The 18500-nt window shown below is 59.1% G+C and carries 16 protein-coding genes; 11 read left to right on the forward strand and 5 right to left on the reverse strand.

What is annotated here, in order from left to right; genetic code table 11:
• The first annotated feature begins 317 nt into the window (after nt 1–317).
• From CER19_RS12235 to CER19_RS12250, 4 genes are all read left to right on the forward strand, one after another.
• Complete coding sequence (locus CER19_RS12235; RefSeq protein WP_116666606.1) at nt 318–980, forward strand: DUF1120 domain-containing protein; 663 nt, start codon at nt 318–320, stop codon at nt 978–980.
• A 93-nt stretch (nt 981–1073) separates the two neighbouring features.
• Nucleotides 1074–1790, forward strand: a complete 717-nt coding sequence (locus CER19_RS12240; protein WP_116666607.1) for a fimbria/pilus chaperone family protein — start codon at nt 1074–1076, stop codon at nt 1788–1790.
• Between the two features lie 34 nt (nt 1791–1824).
• A complete protein-coding gene (locus tag CER19_RS12245) occupies nt 1825–4299 on the forward strand; it encodes a fimbria/pilus outer membrane usher protein (RefSeq protein WP_371921547.1) in 2475 nt (824 codons plus the stop codon).
• The gene (locus tag CER19_RS12250) at nt 4289–4822 is read left to right on the forward strand and encodes a hypothetical protein (RefSeq protein WP_116666609.1); all 534 of its coding nucleotides are present in this window, start codon (nt 4289–4291) and stop codon (nt 4820–4822) included. The genes CER19_RS12245 and CER19_RS12250 overlap by 11 nt, the downstream gene beginning before the upstream one ends.
• Here CER19_RS12250 and CER19_RS12255 read toward each other — a convergent pair.
• Genes CER19_RS12255 through CER19_RS12270 form a run of 4 tightly spaced genes read right to left on the reverse strand, consistent with a single transcriptional unit; the run spans nt 4794 to nt 7633 of the window.
• The gene (locus CER19_RS12255; protein WP_116666610.1) at nt 4794–5531 is read right to left on the reverse strand and encodes an amino acid ABC transporter ATP-binding protein; all 738 of its coding nucleotides are present in this window, start codon (nt 5529–5531) and stop codon (nt 4794–4796) included. The two genes, CER19_RS12250 and CER19_RS12255, sit on opposite strands and share 29 nt — an antisense overlap.
• Entirely contained in the window at nt 5518–6168 is a 651-nt protein-coding gene (locus CER19_RS12260; RefSeq protein WP_116666611.1) for an amino acid ABC transporter permease, read from the reverse strand. The genes CER19_RS12255 and CER19_RS12260 overlap by 14 nt, the downstream gene beginning before the upstream one ends.
• Nucleotides 6165–6833, reverse strand: a complete 669-nt coding sequence (locus CER19_RS12265; protein ID WP_014720424.1) for an amino acid ABC transporter permease — start codon at nt 6831–6833, stop codon at nt 6165–6167. Before CER19_RS12265 ends, CER19_RS12260 begins: the two co-directional genes overlap by 4 nt.
• A 14-nt stretch (nt 6834–6847) precedes the next feature.
• Entirely contained in the window at nt 6848–7633 is a 786-nt protein-coding gene (locus CER19_RS12270; RefSeq protein WP_116666612.1) for a transporter substrate-binding domain-containing protein, read from the reverse strand.
• Nucleotides 7634–7889: 256 nt separating this feature from the next.
• Here CER19_RS12270 and CER19_RS12275 point away from each other — a divergent pair, with 256 nt between their 5' ends.
• From CER19_RS12275 to CER19_RS12300, 6 genes are all read left to right on the forward strand, one after another.
• Nucleotides 7890–8585, forward strand: coding sequence for a FadR/GntR family transcriptional regulator (locus tag CER19_RS12275; RefSeq protein ID WP_116666613.1), 696 nt, complete (start codon nt 7890–7892; stop codon nt 8583–8585).
• A gap of 119 nt (nt 8586–8704) precedes the next feature.
• Nucleotides 8705–9034: a thioredoxin TrxA gene (gene trxA, locus CER19_RS12280; RefSeq protein ID WP_003195333.1), complete on the forward strand. Its 330-nt coding sequence runs from the start codon at nt 8705–8707 to the stop codon at nt 9032–9034.
• A 234-nt stretch (nt 9035–9268) separates the two neighbouring features.
• Nucleotides 9269–10528 carry a transcription termination factor Rho gene (gene rho / locus CER19_RS12285; RefSeq protein WP_003176825.1) on the forward strand — a complete coding sequence of 420 codons (1260 nt, stop codon included), beginning with the start codon at nt 9269–9271 and terminating at the stop codon, nt 10526–10528.
• Nucleotides 10529–10684: 156 nt separating this feature from the next.
• On the forward strand, nt 10685–12667 hold the full coding sequence (locus tag CER19_RS12290) for an acyltransferase family protein (protein WP_116666614.1): 1983 nt from the start codon (nt 10685–10687) through the stop codon (nt 12665–12667).
• Between the two features lie 59 nt (nt 12668–12726).
• Nucleotides 12727–14193: a 4-hydroxy-3-polyprenylbenzoate decarboxylase gene (gene ubiD, locus CER19_RS12295; RefSeq protein WP_003195329.1), complete on the forward strand. Its 1467-nt coding sequence runs from the start codon at nt 12727–12729 to the stop codon at nt 14191–14193.
• The gene (locus CER19_RS12300) at nt 14193–15161 is read left to right on the forward strand and encodes a CDP-6-deoxy-delta-3,4-glucoseen reductase (protein ID WP_116666615.1); all 969 of its coding nucleotides are present in this window, start codon (nt 14193–14195) and stop codon (nt 15159–15161) included. Before ubiD ends, CER19_RS12300 begins: the two co-directional genes overlap by 1 nt.
• A gap of 121 nt (nt 15162–15282) precedes the next feature.
• Here CER19_RS12300 and CER19_RS12305 read toward each other — a convergent pair whose 3' ends face one another.
• On the reverse strand, nt 15283–15765 hold the full coding sequence (locus CER19_RS12305) for a sn-glycerol-3-phosphate transporter (protein WP_116666616.1): 483 nt from the start codon (nt 15763–15765) through the stop codon (nt 15283–15285).
• Between the two features lie 326 nt (nt 15766–16091).
• On the opposite strand from CER19_RS12305, the gene CER19_RS12310 reads away from it, so the two are divergent.
• Nucleotides 16092–18479 (forward strand): TonB-dependent siderophore receptor, encoded by a 2388-nt coding sequence (locus tag CER19_RS12310; RefSeq protein ID WP_116666617.1) that lies wholly within the window; start codon nt 16092–16094, stop codon nt 18477–18479.
• The last annotated feature ends 21 nt before the right edge of the window (nt 18480–18500 follow it).

Raw genomic sequence — 18500 nt, forward strand, 5'->3', positions numbered from 1 at the left:
GGGCTTCTGTTGGCGTATACGTGAGGGCTATAGGGATTTTTAACTTAGGGCTGTTTTATCGCCGATTATGATTTCGCCTACAAACTTAGCTTCGATATTCTACTTGTTTTTTTGTTTAAGACTACTGCTTGGAGAGGCTTGGCCCACAGTTTGTTTTTATCGATCCCACGATAATTGGAGTGTCGTCTTATTCTTCAGTGAAGTGCCAACGCGACAGACTGTCACTCGGCAATTTTGCCGTGGTGTTATTTATTTATGACCTTGTATCTTCAAGGCCGAAATAAACATGCCTGATAAATTTCAGTGACAGGTTGAATATGAAAAAAATTGTTGGTTTGACTCTTGGTATTGCTTATCTCGCTGCAGCTCTCAACGCCCATGCATCCACCAGTGCCGAATTGATCGTCAGGGGTACCATCAAGCCCGCCGCGTGCAACCTCAGTATGACCGGTGGCGGTATTATCAACTATGGCGACATTCCTTCTGGGCAGCTGTCTCCTACAGCGTTCACTCCGCTGGCGGAAAAGACCACGCCCCTGACCGTCAGTTGCGGAACCACGGCCGCCCGTTTCGGGCTAAAGTTTGTTGACCTGCAGTCCGGCAGTAAGGTGCCGGGCATTCTCAATGTGCTTGGAGCAGGCTACACCGAGGCACACAACTATGGCTTGGGCGCTGTATCCGGTCGTAAAACCGGTGGATTTGCGATCACTCTCAAAAACCTTCGGTCGCCGACCACAACCCTGTATCCCATCATGCGTGTCGGGTCAGGTGCCTGGCAGAGCGGCGACGGTAAAGTCGCCCAATCGCCTAGTCTGCATTCGTGGCGCAGCAGCACGCCCAACACGCCGGCCTCCATTACTCAACTGATCGGCACTATCGCGGTGAGGCCGGTTATTAACAAAAGCACGGAATTGGACTTGGGCCGTGAGATTACCCTTGATGGGCGCGCAACCCTTGAATTGAGCTACATCGAACTCTAAGAAATAAAATACAGCTGGTTAGAAAGTGTCCGTTTCTTATCGGCTGTTTTTTCTGGCTACAAAGTAGTCAGCTTCAAGTTTGGGGGAAACTGAGTGAATGGCCTTTCAGTAAAGAATTGTGTTTTCGTATTTTGTGCAAGTGTGGGGCTGTGTTTTATCCCCATTGCGGCGGCGGATGGAATGTTGCCGGAAACAACTGTGGTCTTGCTCTACGAAGAACAAGGGGAGGCCACGATGAATATCAAAAATACTGATGCGGCGCCCGCGCTGCTTCATTCCGTCGTGCACAACATGCCCGAGGATGTGGAGCCGCTATTGATTGTGACACCTCCTATTACGCGAGTAGAGGCGGGTGAAACCCAGTTGGTCCGTTTCATCAGCACCTTGAAGGAACCATTGAAGACCCAGCGGTTGAAACGCGTGACTTTCGAGGGTATCCCCCAGGCGCGTGCGGCTGGCGCTGCGACCATTGGTATCACCCTTCGGCAGAGTTTGCCGCTGATCCTGCACCCACGCGGCCTGCCTGAGCATCATTCTCCATGGGAACTGCTGGAGTGGAGGCGTGTGGGAGAGCGTCTCATGGTTCACAACGACAGTGCATACGTAGTGCGCCTGGCGCCGCAGGTGCAGATACTTCCGCAAGGAACCCCAGCTACTTTGCCGCGTGCATACGTTTTGCCAGGTGAAACGCTGGCATTGACGGTTGAAGGGCTATTGGAGGGTATGACTGCAGTTGAGATGCAGCCAGCCACGGTCTACGGCTTTTCGGCGGGCAGCTATCGGGCCTCGATCAATACCGATAGAGGTTGATCGACCCATGACAAACCTGTCGCGTAAACCATTAATGACCTCGTTTTGGTCCCGTCGACCCTCGCTGCTCATGGGCGTTGCGACATTGTGGAGCTTGCCTGGCGCTGTTCCTGCTATGGAGTTGGGCGAAGGCTTCGACGTTGCGGCATTGACCACGCACGGCATTGACCCGAAAGTCTCTGATTACTTCCGCACAGCCGCGCGTTTTCGCGAAGGTGTTCATGTGGTGGGGTTGCGGGTCAACGGAAACCCGCTCGGGCTTGTGGATGCGAGGTTCGACTCGCAAGGACAATTGTGTTTTACCCCTGGACTGCTGGAAAAAGCCGGGTTGGTGAAACCCGCTGGCATCGTTGGCGAAGCTGCCACCAAGGATCAGGCCTGCCACGACTTCCTCGGGGTTTTCCCGACGACGATGGTGCGGCTGCGGCCCGGCAGCGATGAGGTAGCGCTGGTGGTGCCGACCGGGGCCCTGCGTGAGCCGCAATGGGAGGCCGGGGAGTTCGCCCGGGGTGGCGCGGCGGCGCTGTTCAACTATGACGTGCAGGGTTTTGACAGCCATTCGAGCAGTGGGCCCAGCCGGTTCGTTTCGGCCAATACCGAGGCGGGTTTCAACCTGGGTGATTGGATTGTTCGCAGTCGCCAATTCTATGTCTCTGACAATGGGACGGCCCGTACCGAGCACCTTTATGCCTATGCCCAGCGGGATATCGCCGCGTTGCAATCGACTTTTCAAGTGGGTCAGCTCTCCAGCAATAACCCGCTGTTCAGCGGCATCCAGCTGTCTGGAGTGCAGTTTTCCCCCGATGGCCAATCGCGCGCAGCGGCGGGCAGCAACAATGCGGTGGTAGAGGGGTTGGCCCAGAGCCAGTCGCGGATTGAAGTGCGCCAGTCAGGCGTGTTGATCCACAGCACGCTGGTGCCCGAAGGCCCCTTCCGGCTGACGGGCTTGTCGTTGCTCAACGGCACCAGCGACCTGGAGGTCAGCGTCATCGATGTGCGGGGCGCCAGGCGCAGTTTCGTGGTGCCGGCGGCCTCTTTCGCAGGGGCTGCGCCAGCGGTACCGGGCTATTATTTCTCCCTTGGCAAGGTGCGTGAGAACGAGCATGAGGAAGCCCCGTCGCCGGTAGTCGCCATGGCCAGCGGCACGTGGGGCCTGGGCCGTGACTCCTCGGCCGGCTTTGGCTTGTTGAACGCCGATGAATACTGGTCGGCAGGCGGTACCCTGGGCAGCGTGTTTTTCCAGCGGGTTTCTGTAGGCGCACGCCATAACGTGTCTCGGGATAGTCGTAATGCCGTATCCGGGTCACGCAGCAGCGTGTCCGTCAGCAGTCCTGTGTACGCCGATATAGATCTTAACCTCAGCGCAACCACGCAGACCCGAGGGTATCGCGAGGTACTTGAAGCGGGCCGGCCGACCAAGGCCGACGTGCTGGACTCGCGCTTCAAGAATCAGTACACGGCGGGCGTTAGCTGGGTCGACACCACGCTGGGCGCATTTTCCCTGGGCTATACACGCAGTTCTCAAGTCGACGGGCAAACGGCTGAGCACGTGTTTGCGTCATGGAATAAATCGTTCAATCGTGTCGATGTCGCGTTGGTCGCCGACTCGCAGGTGGGCGGTACTCATTCGCGCCGCGACGCCAACGGTGTCGGCAGCCGGCGCGAAACGGCCCGGGACAATGAGTTGTCCGTGCGCCTGCAGGTCAGCGTGCCCCTGGGCGGTGATCGTCGCGTGAACAGCTATATCCGTCGTCGCGGGGATCAGTCTCGTGCCGGTACGGCGTTGAGTGAGCGGGTCAATGAGTATGTGAATTACGAGGTGGGTATCGAGCGCGACCTCAGTGCCCGCGAGCAATCGGTACGTGGCCAGGTGGATCTGATGCCTCGTTATACCCGGATCGGCCTGGGGATTAGTCGCGATCCGCTGAGCACCAACTACACGGGGCAGTTGCAAGGCGGCGTGGTGGCGCACGGAGGCGGAGTAACCTTTTCGCCGTATGCCGTGCAGGACACGTTTGGTATTGCCTCGGTAGGGGATATCGGCGCTGCAAGAATCGACACCCCGCAAGGCCCAGTGTGGACCGATTTCAGCGGGCAGGCCGTTATACCTGGCTTGCCCGCGTACACCAACAGTCGCATCGAAGTGCAGACTCAGTCTCTGCCAAAGCGTGTTGACCTGAAAAACGGTACCCATGTGCTCGCCGCCGGCCGGGGGTCTTTCAATACCGTGGCATTCGATGTGGTCAAAGTGCGCCGTGTGCTGCTCACCGTCCACGATCAGCAAGGGCGGCCGTTGCCTCAGGGCGCCTCGGTGTTCGGCAAGGACAATCGTTTCCTGACCAGTGTGGTGGGTGAGGGCATGATTTTCCTGAACGACCTCAACGACTCGCAAACCCTGCGTGTTTCATTGCCGGACTCTTCCTCCTGCCTGCTAAGCCTTACCGCCGAGACTCAACCCGACAATGACAAGTTCTATGAGACAACATCGGCGGTGTGCCATGATCGCTAAGCTGAAAAGCATGGGGTTCGTACTGCTCTGCGGCGTATTGCTGGCTGAGGGCGTGCGCGCTGAAAACTGCCGGCTGTCTATAAGCCAGCCGCGTATCGACTATGGCGTTATTCGCCAGGAGGCATTGGACGAAAGCCCCTCAGTCGTGCTGGGTACGCGCACGGTGCACCTGAGCGTACTTTGCGCAGAGCCTTCGGCAATGGCATTACGATTTACCGGAGCAGCGGATGGCCAGGGCTTTCGTTTTGGGCGTGAGGGGCGTTTTCGCCTGACTCTCAGGCATGCCCAAGTGGACGGGCGTGCCGTTGGGTGGGCGCTGTCACACGTGCCCGGTGAGAGTGCCAGCGGGCAGTTGTTACCGGGCCAGGTCCTGGTGGCGCAAACGGCTGGAAAGCAATTGACTGCCCAGGTCGACATCGACACCGACCTGTCCCCAGCCGCCCTGCAGGTACGCAATCAGACGGTACTGGACGGGCGGGGCAGCTTCGAGCTGGTCAGTCCGGCTGTTCCACTGAGCCGATGAAGTTGGCGAGCTCGGGGGTTTGCGGACTGGCGAACAGCACCTTCGGGTCGCCGACTTCATGCACCTTGCCCTGGTGCATGAACACCAGCTTGTCGCCGACTTCCCGGGCGAAGCGCATTTCGTGCGTCACCATGATCAAGGTCATACCGTCCTTGGCCAGTTGACGCACCACGCTGAGCACCTCGTTGACCAACTCCGGGTCCAGGGCCGAGGTAATCTCATCGCACAACAGCACCTTGGGTGACATGGCCAGCGCGCGGGCAATGGCGACTCGTTGCTGCTGACCACCGGACAGCCGATCGGGGAAGGCGTCGAACTTCTCGCCCAGCCCAACGCGTTCGAGCATTTGCCTGGCCAACTGTGCCGCTTTGGCCTTGGGCACTTTTTGCACCACTTGCGGTGCAAGCATCACGTTTTCGCCGACGCTCAGGTGCGGGAACAGGTTGAACTGCTGGAACACCATGCCGACTTTCTGCCTCAGGCTGCGCAGGTCGGCGCGGGCGGCATCAAGGTATTCGCCATCGACTTCGATCACACCGTCATTGATCGACTCCAGGCCATTGAGGGTGCGCAGCAAGGTGGACTTGCCCGAGCCGCTGCGGCCGATGATCGCCACAACCTGGCCTTCTTCCACCGTCAGGTCGATGCCCTTGAGTACGTGGTGATCGCCGTAATACTTATGCAGGGCAGAAATTCTAAGCAGAGGCATGCAGTCTCCTTTCCAGGTAGCGCGCACTGAGGGACAAGGGGTAGCAGAGCAGGAAATAGCCGAGGGCCACCAAGCCGTAGACCATAAACGGCTCAAAGGTAGCGTTGGCGAGCATGCCGCCGGTCTTGGTCAGTTCGGTGAAACCGATGATCGAGGTCACGGCGGTGCCTTTGACCACCTGCACCGAGAAACCCACCGTTGGCGCGACGGCAATGCGCAGGGCTTGGGGCAGGATCACAAAACGCAGTTGCTCAAAAGGGTTCAGGGCCAGACTGGCCGAGGCTTCCCATTGGCCATGGGCGATGGAGTCCACGCAACCGCGCCAGATCTCGGCCAGATAAGCGCTGGTGAACAGGGTCAATGCGATTGCCGCTGCCAGCCAGGGCGATATGTCCACGCCCAGCAGGGCAACGCCGAAAAACACCAGGAACAGCTGCATCAGCAGTGGCGTGCCCTGGAACAGTTCGATATAGGTGCGGGCAATATTGCGTGGGAACGCTTTGCGGCTGATACGCATCGTCATCACCAGCAGGCCGATCAGGCCGCCGCCCACAAACGCCACCAATGACAGCAATAGCGTCCATTGCAGGCCAGTAAGCAGGTTGCGCACGATGTCCCAGAACGAAAAATCACTCATCGGCTGTTCCTCATGACAAACCGTCGGCCGATCCAGTTGAGCAATTGGCGAATCATCAGCGCCATGCACAGGTACACCAGGGTGGTCAGGGCATAGGTTTCAAAGGCCCGGAAATTACGCGACTGGATAAAGTTGGCAGCAAAGCTCAATTCTTCAGTCGCGATCTGCGAACACACCGCCGAACCGAGCATCACGATGATGATCTGGCTGCTCAGGGCTGGCCACACCTTGCCCAGGGCCGGCAGCAGCACCACATGGCGAAACGCTTCAAAGCGCGTCATTGCCAGTGCAGCGGCCGCCTCCAGTTGCCCCCGTGGGATGGCCTGGATGCCGGCACGGATGATCTCGGTGGAGTAGGCCCCCAGGTTGATCACCATCGCCAGCACGGCGGCTTGCCACTCGGTAATTTTCAACCCGAGGGATGGCAGGCCGAAGAAGATGAAGAACAGTTGCACCAGGAACGGCGTGTTGCGGATCAACTCGACATACACACCAAAGACCCACGCAAACGGTTGGATCTTCCACGCCCGTACCACGGCGCCGACAGTGCCCAGGGCCACGCCGAGGATGGCGCCAATGGCCGTCAGCTCAAGGGTGAACAGCGCGCCACGCAGGAGCAGGTCGGTATTGGCCAGCACCGGCACAAAGTCGAATTGATAGGCCATCTTTGAGCTCCGCGTCAGAGGTCGGCAGGCAGCGGTTCTTTGAGCCACTGCATCGCGTTCTTTTCCAGCCGTCCGTCCGCCTTGGCCGCCACCAGGATCTGGTTGACCTTTTCCAGCAGCGCCGGCTCGTTCTTGTTCACGCCCACGTACACCGGCGAGTCCTTGAGCTTCACCTTCAGCGCCGGTACGCGTTTGGGGTTGCGTTCGCTGATGGCCACCATGACCACGTTGCCGCTGGCGATCAGGTCGACCTGGCCGGCCAGGTAGGCAGCGATGGTGGAGTTGTTGTCTTCAAAACGCTTGATCGTGGCTTCCTTGGGCGCTACCGCGGTCAGCTCGATGTCTTCGATGGCGCCACGGGTCACGCTGATGGTCTTGCCTTTGAGGTCGTCGAGGCTGGCGATGGCGGCATCAGGCGGCCCAAACACGGCAAGGTAGAACGGCGCGTAGGCGTTGGAGAAGTCGATGACCTTTGCCCGCTCGGGGTTCTTGCCCAGGCTGGAAATAACCAGGTCGACTTTGCCAGTGGTGAGGAACGGGATGCGATTGGTGCTGTTCACCGGCGTCAGTTCCAGCTTGACCTTGAGTTGGTCGGCCAGCAGCTTGGCGGTGTCGATGTCCAGGCCCCGGGGTTGCATGTCAGGGCCGACCGAACCAAACGGCGGGAAGTCCTGGGGCACGGCAACCTTCAGGGTGCCACGGGCGACGATGTCATCCAGACCATTCGCCTGGGCGGGTGCCTGGCTCAGCATCAGGCTGGCAAACAGGGCAGTGAGCAGGGCGCTGTAGCGCTTGGTCATGGCAACTCTCCGAAAAAGGCGAAGGAATTTTCTGAGTTTGCCCAGTGCACAGCCCATGCCAGCACCCTTCGGATCGTCTGTAAGGCTGATGTTTGTTGAGGTGCAGTGGTCTTACTGGTCTGAACAGTGGTCAGGTTTTTCGCACTCTTTTCGAGCGTCGGCAAAAAGCTGCGAGCCCCTTTGGGGCGTGGCTTGCAGCCGGCCGTGAATAGTTTTACAACGGGTCACACACGCTATTGGGAACCCTGAGCTTTTTATGAATTCCATTGCCCAAGCCGTACCGGAAGCGGCCTTTCAGGCCATCCGCAAACTGATCAAGGAGCAAGGCTTCGGGCCGGGCGATGCGTTACCGTCCCAGCGCGACCTGGCTCTGCAATTGGGGGTGAGCCGGGCGTCGTTGCGTGAGGCGCTGTCGTCCCTTAGCGCCTTGGGCGTGGTCAGCGTGCAGCCGGGCAAGGGCGTGTTCGTGCAGGACGTGCAAGAGGCACCGGGGTTCGCCTGGCCCTTCGCGGCGCAGGCCACGCCGCCGGATATCTTCCAGCTGCGCTACGCCTTGGAGGGGTTTGCGGCCGGGTTGGCAGCAGTGACACTGACCCTTGATGCACTGGACAGCCTGCAAGACAACGTCCAAGCCATGCGCAAAGTGCTCAAGGCGGGCGACTTCGAAGCGGCCGCCCGCCTGGACTTCGAATTTCACCAGCGTATTCTGCTGGCCAGCGGTAACCAGGCCATGGTGAGCATCCTCAGCGCCAGCGCCGAAGTGTTTCTGGAAAGTCAGAAGCTACCGTTCATCCGGCCGGAACGGGCCATGGAAACCTGGCAGGAACATCGTAGAATCCGGCGCGCCCTGCCCCGCCGCAACAGTACGGCGGCGCAGAAAAGCATGCAGGAACATATACGTAATGCAGCGTTGCGCACGGGCATTGCGTTCGTGACGCCCGCTACGCCGTGACGAGTCATATCCACACTCATTCAACTTCATAGCAAGACTCAATCAGACGCGGCTTCCTGAACAGGGGAAGGGCGGCTATGATGGGCAACGTTTTTTTTGCTTACAATCCGGAGACATCCATGAGCAGCGATCTTATCAAGCACGTCACCGACGCGACCTTTGAAGCCGAAGTCCTCAAGGCTGACGGCCCGGTGCTGGTTGACTACTGGGCTGAATGGTGCGGCCCTTGCAAAATGATCGCTCCGGTCCTGGACGACATTGCAACCACCTATGCAGGCAAGCTGACCATTGCCAAGCTGAACATCGACGAGAACCAGGAGACCCCGGCCAAGCATGGTGTGCGTGGTATCCCGACCCTGATGCTGTTCAAGAACGGCAACGTCGAAGCGACTAAAGTGGGCGCGCTGTCGAAGTCCCAGCTGCAAGCTTTCCTCGACGCGAGCATCTAAGCGTCGTCAAAAAAGCCCCGCAAATTGCGGGGCTTTTTCGTGAAACAGGGCTAGACGCTCCGAAATCCAGGTGGTACATTCGGCCCCGCAGTGGTTTCTCCACTGCCCCCTGCAAGCCGTCGCCGACGCATTCCTTTTCGATTAGTACGCGATCCTGTCGCCTTCTCTGCGGCGCGGCCTCATTAAGCCAAAAGCTTAATTTCCCCCCTCCATAAATGATTACGTCATTCCTATATGAATCTGACTGAACTCAAGCAAAAGCCGATTACCGACCTGCTCCAACTGGCCGAAGAAATGGGCATAGAAAATATGGCCCGTTCGCGCAAGCAGGACGTGATTTTCTCCCTGCTCAAGAAGCACGCGAAAAGCGGCGAGGAAATCTCCGGTGATGGCGTGCTGGAGATTCTCCAGGACGGCTTCGGCTTTCTCCGCTCTGCAGACGCGTCCTATCTCGCCGGCCCAGATGATATCTACGTCTCGCCGAGCCAGATCCGTCGCTTCAACTTGCGCACCGGTGACACCATCGTTGGCAAGATCCGTCCTCCGAAGGAAGGCGAGCGTTACTTCGCCCTGCTCAAGGTCGACACGATCAACTTCGATCGCCCCGAGAACGCGAAAAACAAGATTCTCTTCGAGAACCTGACCCCGCTGTTCCCGACCGTGCGCATGAAGATGGAAGCCGGTAACGGCTCCACCGAAGACTTGACCGGCCGTGTGATCGACCTCTGCGCTCCGATCGGCAAAGGCCAGCGTGGCCTGATCGTCGCACCGCCGAAAGCCGGTAAGACCATCATGCTGCAGAACATCGCCGCGAACATTGCGCGTAACAACCCTGAAGTTCATCTGATTGTGCTGTTGATCGATGAGCGTCCGGAAGAAGTGACCGAGATGCAGCGCACCGTGCGCGGCGAAGTGGTTGCCTCGACGTTCGATGAGCCGCCAACCCGCCACGTGCAGGTTGCCGAAATGGTGATCGAAAAGGCCAAGCGCCTGGTCGAACACAAGAAGGACGTGGTGATCCTGCTCGACTCCATCACCCGTCTGGCCCGTGCCTACAACACTGTGATCCCGAGCTCCGGCAAGGTATTGACCGGTGGTGTCGATGCCCACGCCCTGGAGAAACCGAAGCGTTTCTTCGGCGCCGCGCGCAACATCGAAGAAGGTGGCTCGCTGACCATTATCGCCACCGCGCTGGTTGAAACCGGCTCGAAGATGGACGAAGTGATCTACGAAGAGTTCAAGGGTACCGGCAACATGGAACTGCCTTTGGACCGTCGCATCGCTGAAAAGCGTGTGTTCCCTGCGATCAACATCAACCGCTCCGGCACCCGCCGCGAAGAGTTGCTGACGGCAGACGACGAACTGCAGCGTATGTGGATCCTGCGCAAGCTGCTGCACCCGATGGACGAAGTCGCTGCCATCGAGTTTCTGATCGACAAGCTGAAAACCACCAAGACCAACGACGAGTTCTTCCTGTCGATGAAACGCAAGTAATACAGCGTTTCAGGTCCAAAAAAATGGCGCCCTTAATGGGGCGCCATTTTTTTTGCGTCGAGATTCTGCGATTTTTGTGGCATAAGTATCCGTTAAGTAACAAAAATTGACGCGTGACTTCGCTCATCCCTTTCGTCGCAGACTGACCACATTCTTATGACCACCCTTGCTTACCGCAGAGACATCGATGGCCTGCGTGCCATCGCCGTCCTTGCAGTCGTGTTGTTCCACTTTGGTGTCCCTGGCATTACTGGCGGTTTTGTTGGCGTTGACGTCTTTTTCGTCATCTCGGGCTTCCTGATTACGTCAATTATCTGGCGTGAGCGTCAAGCCGGACGCTTCAGCTTCATCGACTTCTGGGCTCGCCGCGCCCGGCGTATCTTGCCCGCGCTGTTTGTGATGATCGCCGCGACACTGGCAGTGGGTTGGTTTCTGTTGGCGCCCAAGGACTATGAAGAGTTGGGGCGGTCTGCGCATTATCAGGTGACCTTTACCTCGAACCTGTTGTTCTCGCGCCAGCACGGCTATTTCGATGCCTCATCGGACATCAAGCCCTTGCTGCATACCTGGTCATTGGCGGTAGAAGAGCAGTTCTATATTTTCTTCCCATTGCTGCTGACCTTGCTTTCCAGCCGTTTGAAGCACTGGCGCCTGGCATTGTTCGCGGTGCTGCTGGCGTCGTTTGGCATGAGCGTCTGGGCGGTTCAGCATGAGCCACAAAAAGCTTTCTTCCTGTTGCATCTGCGGGCCTGGGAGCTACTGGCCGGTGCGATGCTGGCGGTGCAGCCCAAGCGTGAATGGCGCGCCTCGCCGGCCTTGGCGCAAGGGGTCAGCCTGGCTTCCCTGGCATTGATCCTCATCGCTGTATTGGGTTACGACGCGAAAACGCCGTTCCCAGGCGCGACTGCGTTGTTGCCTGTGCTGGGTGTGGTCGGGTTGATCTGGGCCAACGGCCAGCAACAGACGTGGGTCGCTCGCCTGTTGGGCACGCGGATCATGGTGGGTATCGGGCTGATCTCTTATTCCTGGTACCTCTGGCACTGGCCGGTATTCGTGTACGCCAACTACGCCGCGGTGGATGGCTTGAGCGCGCTGGAACTGGCGGGGCTGATGCTGCTTTCGCTGGTGCTGGGCTATCTGTCCTGGCGCTTCGTGGAAACGCCGTTCCGGGAAAAACGTTTGCTGGCTTCGCGTAAGGCGATTCTGGCGTCAGCCATGGTCGGCATTCTGGGGCTGGGCTTCACTGGCCTTGCGATACGCGAAGCTGACGGCGTGCCTTCGCGCTTGTCCGAACAGGCGTTGCGTTTTGCCCAGGCCAAGAAGTGGAGCCCTGACCTGCTGGCGTGCATGGCCGACAAAGATACGCCCGATGAACGCTTGTTCTGCCATTTCGGCCCCAAAGACCAATCGGTTTCAGCGTTGGTATGGGGTGACAGTCACGCTACCGCGCTGATACCGGCACTCAAAGAGGGCGCTGATCGTCACGATATCAGCCTGGTCGAAGCCAGTTTTGCCGGCTGTATTCCCCTCGATGGCCTGGAGAATATTGCCCGCTGCGCGCATTTCAACCGTCGCGTCGAGAAGGCCATGGCTGAGCAGACATTCAGCGATGTGGTGTTGGCCGCCCGCTGGAGCCTGTATGTGTATGGGCAAATGTCCGGTGACAAGGAGCATGCGCTCAAAGACCCCGGCACCGGCCAGTATGTGCGCGCCGTCGCCGAACAACGCTTTGCCCAGGGCCTGCGCGAGCGCATCCAGGGCTTGCGCGCTGCCGGCCACAAGGTCTGGCTGGTCAAGGAAGTGCCGCTGCAGGAAATCATCGTGCCTTACCGTCTCAGCCGCCTGGCCATGATGAACCGGCCCGTGGACGGTGAAGGGCTGGCCGTGGCCGAGCATGTGAAGCGCCAGGCCTTTATCACGCACTTGTTTGATGAATTGGCGGCTGCCGACAGCGGTGTCGCGGTGCTGGACCCCGCGCCATTACTGTGCGGCGCCGATGGGTTGTGCCGGGTCGAACTCAATGGCCGCGCGCTGTATACCGACGATAACCATCTTTCAGACGTCGGCGCGCGACACATCGAAGCCTTCTTGGAGCCGTTGTTCAGTTCGTTGCAATCACGCGGATTGACGGCCAATTAAGCTGCCAGCCGCCCTCAGAGCAGGTAGGATGTACGCCTATTTTACGGGTGGCATGGTTAATGAAATTCAAGGATCTTCGGGATTTCGTGCAGCAACTTGAGCAGCGCGGAGAGTTGAAACGTATCCAGATGCCGATTTCTCCGGTGCTGGAAATGACTGAGATTTGCGACCGCACCTTGCGCAACAAGGGCCCGGCGCTGTTGTTCGAAAACCCGACCGGCTTTGATATCCCGGTGCTGGGCAACCTGTTCGGCACTCCCGAGCGCGTGGCCTTTGGCATGGGCGCCGAGTCTGTCAGCGAACTGCGCGAGATCGGCAAGCTGCTGGCCTTTCTCAAGGAGCCCGAGCCGCCCAAGGGCTTGAAGGACGCCTGGTCCAAACTGCCGATCTTCCGCAAGATCATCGCCATGGCCCCCAAGGTGGTCAAGGACGCGGTGTGCCAGGAAGTGGTCATTGAAGGCGATGATGTCGACCTGGCCATGCTCCCGGTGCAAACCTGCTGGCCCGGCGACGTTGGCCCGTTGATCACCTGGGGCCTGACTGTCACCAAGGGCCCGAACAAGGATCGCCAGAACCTCGGTATCTACCGTCAGCAAGTCATTGGCCGTAACAAAGTGATCATGCGCTGGCTCAGCCACCGTGGCGGCGCCCTCGACTTCCGTGAGTGGTGCGAAAAGCATCCCGGCAAGCCGTTCCCGGTGTCCGTGGCCCTGGGTGCCGACCCGGCGACCATTCTCGGCGCAGTCACGCCCGTACCTGACAGCCTCTCCGAGTACGCCTTCGCCGGCTTGTTGCGCGGTAATCGCACGGAGCTGGTGAAGTGCCGCGGTAACGACCTGCAAGTGCCGGCCACCGCCGAAATCATTCTTGAAGGCGTGATTCACCCAGGTGAAATGGCCGATGAAGGCCCGTACGGCGACCACACCGGTTACTACAACGAAGTCGACAGCTTCCCGGTGTTCACCGTCGAGCGCATCACCCATCGGGTCAAGCCGATCTACCACAGCACCTACACGGGTCGTCCGCCCGATGAGCCCGCCATCCTCGGCGTGGCGCTCAACGAAGTGTTCGTACCGATCCTGCAGAAGCAATTTCCGGAAATCACCGACTTCTACCTGCCGCCCGAGGGCTGTTCGTACCGCATGGCCATCGTGACCATGAAGAAGTCGTATCCGGGGCATGCCAAGCGCGTCATGTTGGGTGTGTGGTCGTTTTTGCGACAGTTCATGTACACCAAGTTCGTTATCGTGACCGACGACGACATCAATGCGCGGGACTGGAACGACGTGATCTGGGCCATTACCACGCGCATGGACCCCAAGCGCGATACGGTGATGATCGATAACACGCCGATCGACTACCTGGACTTTGCCTCGCCGGTATCGGGCCTGGGTTCGAAAATGGGCCTGGATGCCACCCACAAGTGGCCGGGTGAGACCACTCGCGAGTGGGGCCGGGTGATCGTCAAGGATGAAGCCGTCACCGCGCGTGTCGATGCGATCTGGAAAGAATTGGGAATAGATTGATGCGTGTAACCCTGCAACCTTCCGGCGCTGTACTGGAGCTGGTCCCTGGCGAACGAATCCTCGAAGGTGCACGCCGCCTGGGATACGAATGCCCCCAGGCCTGCCGCAATGGCGTGTGCCATGTGTGTGCGGCGTTGCTGGTGGAGGGCCGGGTAAGCCAGGCCGGTGAAGTGCGCGACCATGGCGAGTTCTATACCTGCATCGCCGAGCCGCTGGAAGACTGCATTGTGTTGTGGGATGGCGTACTGGCGCCAGGAGAGTTGCCGTTGCGCAAATTGTCATGCCAATTGATCGAGTGCGTGGAAGTCGGCGGCGATGTCTGGCGTGTGCGCCTGCGTGCCCCGGCCGGTAATGCGGTGCGTTACCACGCCGGGCAATACTTGATGCTCGAACGGGAGAACGGCGAGAAGTCGGCGTTTTCCCTGGCTTCTGCACCCCATGCCGGGCGTGAGTTGGAGCTGCATGTGCTGGTGCGCGAGGACAGTGCGCGCAACCTTATCGAACAATTGCAGCGCAACCAGATGGCCCGTGTGGAACTGCCGTTCGGTGACACCCACCTGGCCGAGTTGCCGGACGGACCACTGGTGCTGATGGCCGCCGGTACCGGTATGGCGCAGATGCACAGTCTGATCGAGCACTGTCGCGCTTCGGGCTTCAAGCACCCGGTGCACCTGTACTGGGGCGTACGGCGCCCGGAAGATTTCTACCAGATCGAGCACTGGGATCAGTGGCTGCAATTGCCCAATCTGTTCCTGCACAAAGTGGTCAGCGACCTGTGTGGTTGGGAGGGGCGCTGCGGTTTGCTGCACGAGGTGGTGTGCGAGGACATTGCCGATCTCAACACGGTACATGTCTACGCCAGCGGCTCACCGGCGATGATTTATGGCACCCTGGATGCATTGGTCGACGCCGGTATGGATGCTCACCGGATGCGCGCTGACGTGTTTGCCTACGCCCCACGGCCCTGAAGTGTTGCGCTGAATAATGTGGGAGCTGGCTTGCCTGCGATAGAGGTGGGTCAGTGTCTCATTTGCCGACTGGCGCACCGCTGTCGCAGGCAAGCCAGCTCCCACAGGGGACAGTGTCGTGTCAGAAGCGTAAGCCAGTCGTCACCATCGCTGCATTGAACCCCAGCAACACCAACTCCGCCGCGACCGGCCCGTAGTGGGTCCCCACGGACGGAATGATCACTGGCGCTACGCCAAAACGATTCAACGGGATCTTGTCGCGATACTCGCCGCGATAGCCCTGGATCAGTCCACCAGTCAACTTCGCATAGACCGGGTAGTCGGCCATGTCATAGCGCTTGCCCGCATAGGCGTAGTACGAGCGTTGGCGGAACGAGTTGCGAAAGGTCCCCCCGCCATACACCAGGCCCGACGCCTCATTGCGCTCCAGACCGATCAGGTCCTGTTTGTTGTTGTGTTGCGGGTCGGGTGCAAAGTGCCGGGTGTAGACGCTTGTCTGGGCGTACCAGAAGCCTTTGTCGTCAGTCGCCGTTGGCGTTTCGCTAGCCAGTGCAGTGGTGGCCTGGGCAAGCAGTAACAGGCCAGGCAATCGGAATTTTTTCATGGCGACCTCGGTAGTCGATTTGATGAACGGCTAAGTGGGTCGTTACAGGCGCGCCAGTTTGACGGCTTGGCACGCGCCCAGGCTGAACCAGGGCTGAAAGTACCGGGATTAGCCGCGTGGATCCTGACGAATGGGCGAGCGTGCTTATGCTTTTGCTTATTCTTTTAAGGTATTTATTCTGGTTGATGAATATCTTTAAGCTATATCGCAACGGACTACCGACTTCACCGACCATAACCAGATACTGACCGCCACCGCCCGCCAGCCGGATCGATCGTACGAACTTCGCGCATTGCAGTTCTATTTTTGATTCAAAGGGGAGCGGTATGGGGAGCTACAGGAAACACGCGCTATACACGGCGATTTTGTCGGCAAATTTGCTGACCGTTGTGGGATTCAATCCAGTTCTGGCAGACGAAACTACTGCGGTTGATGCACCTAAACTCGACACCGTAATCGTCACCGGCACCCGCGCCCAAGAGCGCACTGCCAGTGCATCGCTGTCGCCAATCGACGTAATCTCCGGTGAAACCCTGCGCAGCACCGGCTCCGATGAGCTGGGTGCCGTATTAGCGCGGCTGATTCCGTCGATCAACTTCCCCCGACCAAGCCTGGTGGACGGCGCCGAGCTCGTGCGTCCGGCGCAGTTGCGCGGCTTGTCGCCGGACCAGGTGTTGGTACTGGTCAACGGCAAACGTCGCCATACCAGTGCCTTCGTCAACCTGGGCGGTGCGGTTGGGCGCGGTTCGGCCCCGGCAGACTTGAATGCCATTCCGCTGTCGGCGGTGGACCATATCGAGGTGCTGCGCGACGGCGCTTCTGCCCGTTACGGCTCCGACGCGATCGCCGGGGTGATCAACGTGATCCTCAAAAACGCCGACCATGGCGGCTCGGTTTCCAGCAAGTTTGGCGAGTACAAAAAGGGTGACGGCATCCAGCGTAATGTCAGCGGTAATACGGGCCTGGCATTGGGCGACAATGGCTTTATCAACCTGTCTGCGGAAGGCGCCGACAACGACTACACCAACCGCGCCGGCGACGATTACCGCCCAGGCAGTATTGGCTCCACCACCTACGGCCAGCGTGTGTTCCGCCAAGGTGAGCCGGCCACCAATGAAGGCAAGTTCCAGTTCAATTCAGAATATTCCTTCAGCGATGCAGCCGAGTTCTACACCTTCGGTGGCTACAGCAAGCGGCGCGGTGAAACGGCAGCCTTCTACCGGGCAAGCAACGCGTCCAACAACATCAAGGCGCTCAACCCTAACGGCTACCTGCCACTGATCAAAGGCAACCTGGAAGACACCTCGCTGGTGGTGGGCTTGCGCGGCCTGCTGGCCTACGACTGGCATTACGACCTGTCGGCCAACTACGGCAAGAACCAGTACGAACTGGGGACTGAAACCATCAACACCTCACTGGGCCTGGCAACGCCGCGTAAATTCAACAACGGCACCCTGAGCAACGATCAGAAGCAAGTCAGCCTGGACCTGTCCCGTGAGTTCGATGTGGGCTTTCTGCCGTATCCGGTCTCCGTGGCGTTCGGCGGTGAATACCTGCATCAGGGCTATGAAATCGAGGCGGGCGAGCCTGCGTCCTATTACCAGACCGGCAGCTCCGGCCTGGGCGGTTTCCGCGATGCTGATGCCGGCACCAGCACGCGGCATAACTGGGCACAGTACCTGGACCTGGAAACCAACTTCACCGAAAAACTCAGCGCCTCGGCCGCCGTGCGCCATGAGGATTACAGTGACTTTGGCTCCAACGTCAGCGGCTCGCTGTCGGCCCGCTACGACTTCACCCCCCAGGTGGCCTTGCGCGGCAGCATCTCCAACGGTTTCCGTGCGCCGTCCCTGGCCCAGCAGAATTTTGCCTACACCTCATCGCAGTTGATCGGCAGCACCATCCAGGAAGCCGGCACCTTCCCGGCCAACAGTCAGGTCGCGCGCCTGCTGGGTGCCGAAGACCTCAAGGCCGAAAAGTCGCGCAACTATAGCCTCGGCCTGGTGCTCGAGCCGGCCGATGATCTGACCGTCACGCTCGATGTGTACCGCATCGACATCCGCGACCGCATCAGCCTGTCGTCTAACCTCAATCTCAACCCGGCCACGGTGGCTTACCTGCAAGCCAATGGCGTCGGCAATATCAACTACACCACGGCCCGGTACTTCACCAACGCCACGGACACCAGCACCGATGGCGTCGATCTGGTAGCCAACTATCGCTACCAGCTCGATAACGGCATTCGCTGGAACAGTACCGTGGGCTACAACTACAACCACACCAAAGTCACCGACGTGAAAGCCAACCCCGCGATTCTCGATAGCCTGGGGGCCAACCTGGTGCGAGTGGACCGTCGCGAGCGTATCGGTTTGCTGGGCGATACCACGCCCCAGCACAAGCTGAGCCTGGGCAACGACTTCACCTTCGGTAATTGGGCGCTGCACACTAACCTGGTGCGCTATGGTGAGTTCACCAGTTATCAGACGGACAAGGTCAACGACCAGACCTTCAAGGCCGCCTGGGTGCTGGACCTGTCAGCAGACTACAAGCTCAAGAACTGGACCTTCACCCTGGGTGGCGACAACGTTACCGATAAGTACCCGGAGAAGGTTAACGCCTTCGCCAGCAGCGGCGGCAACCTCGCCTACAGCACTTTTTCGCCGTACGGTTACAGCGGCGCGTTCTATTACGGTAAAGTCGCTTACAACTGGTAACACACAGGAGGCGCACCGCTT

It is taken from the genome of Pseudomonas sp. GL93, assembly GCF_003408955.1.
Taxonomy (GTDB): Bacteria; Pseudomonadota; Gammaproteobacteria; order Pseudomonadales; family Pseudomonadaceae; genus Aquipseudomonas; species Aquipseudomonas paracarnis.